Annotated in this window: 2 protein-coding genes; one reads left to right on the top strand and one right to left on the bottom strand. The window is 25.2% G+C overall.

Features of this window, described 5'->3' with window-relative positions; genetic code table 11:
- Positions 1–51: 51 nt before the first annotated feature.
- On the top strand, positions 52–1443 hold the full coding sequence (locus AYC60_RS00350) for a restriction endonuclease subunit S domain-containing protein (protein WP_067319912.1): 1392 nt from the start codon (positions 52–54) through the stop codon (positions 1441–1443).
- A gap of 918 nt (positions 1444–2361) precedes the next feature.
- Here the strand turns inward: AYC60_RS00350 and AYC60_RS00340 are convergent.
- A complete protein-coding gene (locus tag AYC60_RS00340) occupies positions 2362–2754 on the bottom strand; it encodes a hypothetical protein (protein WP_067319908.1) in 393 nt (130 codons plus the stop codon).
- Between the last annotated feature and the right edge of the window lie 330 nt (positions 2755–3084).

The raw sequence follows: 3084 nt of genomic DNA, 5'->3' as shown, positions 1-3084 counted from the left end.
ATAATAAATTGATAATATAACGCCACGAAGAGTAAAAAGTAAAGAGGTTTTATGGAGAGTTTAAAAGGGTTATTTAATGATAAAAATTTGTACTTAACTTTTAATAGTTATTTTTCTTTTAGAAGATTAGATCTTTATGATTTTTTTGATATTATTTTTAGTAGAAATGATGAAATATCTTTTGAAGAAAAAGGTAAAAGTAATTATATTGAAGGTAAGTATAATGCTATTTGTGTCGATGTTCAAAAAGATAAAAATAAAAATTGGATTATTACTAAAGATTTAGAAGAATTAGATTATATTAATGGTGCAGATTTTGCTATTAGTTCGCCTATAACTTATATTGGTAGAAATAGAACTGCTAATAATGCTAGATATTGTTATGGTTTAGCATTCGACATAGATGGTGTAAAAATGCAAAATTTAACTGATATTTTGCATCAAATGAAGCATATTAGAATACCTATAGCAAATATTATAGTTAATAGTGGTAATGGAGTTCATTTATATTATTTATTTGAAAAGCCTATTGCTTTATTTCCTAATATAAAAGAATTACTTAAGGATCTTAAATATAAATTAACGGTTGAAATTTGGAATATGTATACATCTAGTATTAAAGAGAAACAAGTGCAAGGTATATTTCAAGGATTTAGATTACCTGGAACTAAAACAAAATTTGGTGAAACTGTTACAGCATTTTATAATGAAGATAGTAAATTTTTAACTGTAGAAGATTTAAATAAGTTTATTTATGATAGAAAAAAAAGATTAACAAAAGAAGAATTACAAGCAATAAATAATACAACATATAAGCCGAAAAGAATTAGTTTAAAAAAAGCAAAGGAACTTTTCCCTGATTGGTATGAAAGAAGAATTGTAAGAAAAGAAATAAGAGGAAAATGGAATATAAAAAGAGATTTATATGATTGGTGGTTTGAGAAAATAAAAGGTAATGAAGTTAAAGAAGGCCATAGATATTTTTGTTTAATGTCGTTAGCTATGTATGCAATTAAATGTGGAATAGATTATGAAGAATTAAAAGAAAATGCCTATTCATTATTAGAACCTATGGAGAAATTAACTGACAATGAAGATAATCATTTTACTGAAGAAGATATAGAAGATGCCTTGAAAGCATATAAAGAAAATTATGCAACTTTTCCAAGAAAAGATATTGAAAAAATAACAGGAATAAACATTCAAAAAAATAAAAGGAATTATCAAAAACAAAAAGATCATTTAGAAGAAATTAGATTAATTAGAGATTTAAGACAAAAAAGAAATGGCACTAAATGGACTGATAAAAATGGAAGAAAAAATAAACGGAATATTGTAATAGAATATAAAAAAAATGATCCAAATGCAACTATGTATAGATGTCAAAAAGATACAGGACTTTCAAAAAATACTATAAAAAAATATTGGAACATAGAAGACTAAAAGTCTTCTTTTTTTCTTTTTCATAGTAAAAGCAAATTTTACTATGCACGCTTAGGCGTTTCTCTAAAAATTGAACAATTTTACGAGAAACACTAACCGTGATTTTTTTAAAAACATAGTAATAAAAAATTACTATGCACGCTTACCCGTTTCTATAAAATTTTCAATTTTAAATAAGAAACTGTAATCGTGTTTTAAAAAAAATACTTGCCATAAAGGCTTGAAGTGAAATAAAAAAATAAAACAAAATATAAGCCCAAATTTTCAAATTTAAGCCATTTTTCAGTTGAGGAATACTTATACTAGGCTAACGACTTTAAAATTAAATTTAGGGCATTTAAACGACCAAAACAAGTAAATTAATTTATGTTTTTCAAAATAAATTAATGGCTCTAAATAAAAAAAAAGGAGTGCTGCGACACTCCCAAAAAATTCCAAATTTCAAATTGATTTTTGTTAAAAAGCTAACTGAGCTAATAATAAAAAAATCAAAATAAAAAATAAAATTTTTATGATCCGATATAACATATTGCACCTCCTAACTTGCAGGTTGCAAAAATATTATATCATAAAAAAATATAAAAAAAAAAGTTAGTTCGCAGCTAACTTTTTTTTATATGTTATATCGTTTTTACAAATATATTTTACCATATTTTAAAAAAAAAAGAAAGCCTTTGCTTGATACGATCCAATTTCGTAAAGGAAGTACTTTCTTTTTGAGTATAAAAAATTAATATTTTTTTGTTTTATAAAAAATAAAATAATATATGGTTATTCCTAAAAATGAATGTTTAATTAAAGTAAAATATTTAGAACTTATATTATATTTTTTTTCAATAAAAAGAAATACAATGTGAATTAAAACATATATTAATATTCCTAATATTCTTAATAATAATTTACTATTTAGATGCTTCATTAGTTTTTATTTTTCCCATTTTTTATTTTATCTGCAATTGGTTTTACAATATAATCTTCAATTGCATCTCCAATATTTCCACCAGCATGGCCTCCTATTACAGAGCCACCTATTCCACCAACAGTAGCTCCTAAACCACCAGTAGCCCCTCCAGAAATAGTGCTACCAATTACTCCACCAATTGCTCCACCTATAATGTTTCCAAGTTCTCTACCTCTAGCTCCATATAGTGAGATACCAGGTTTCATAATTATTTCCTCTTCATTTTTGATTGCAATCATTGAAGGGACTTCTTTATTTTCTTCGAGTTTGTTTTTGCTATCTTGTGAAAACCCTAACACAGGAATAAATAATAATGCTAATAACATTAAATGTTTCTTAGTTTTTAACATAAAATCTCTCCTATCTTTTTTGAATTGCAAAATAAATATATCACACTATATTATAAAAAGTCAAGCATTTTTACTAATGTTAAATAGAAAAAATGGGGTCAAGGGGCTTGCCCTTTGCTCCGTGTGTTTTGCTCCTTTAGGACAAAACCACTAGGGAGTTATAACAACTGTTTGACAGTGGCTATAAGGAATTTAATGAAAAGCTGGAGAAAATTCATTGATAATATAACGCCACGAAGGGTAAAAAGTAAAGAGGTTTTATGGAGAGTTTAAAAGGGTTATTTAATGATAAAAATTTATTGACTTTTAATAAAATATAAATTATACTAA

Source organism: Streptobacillus felis (assembly GCF_001559775.1).
Classification (GTDB): Bacteria; Fusobacteriota; Fusobacteriia; order Fusobacteriales; family Leptotrichiaceae; genus Streptobacillus; species Streptobacillus felis.
This window is presented reverse-complemented; position numbering and strand designations above follow the sequence as displayed.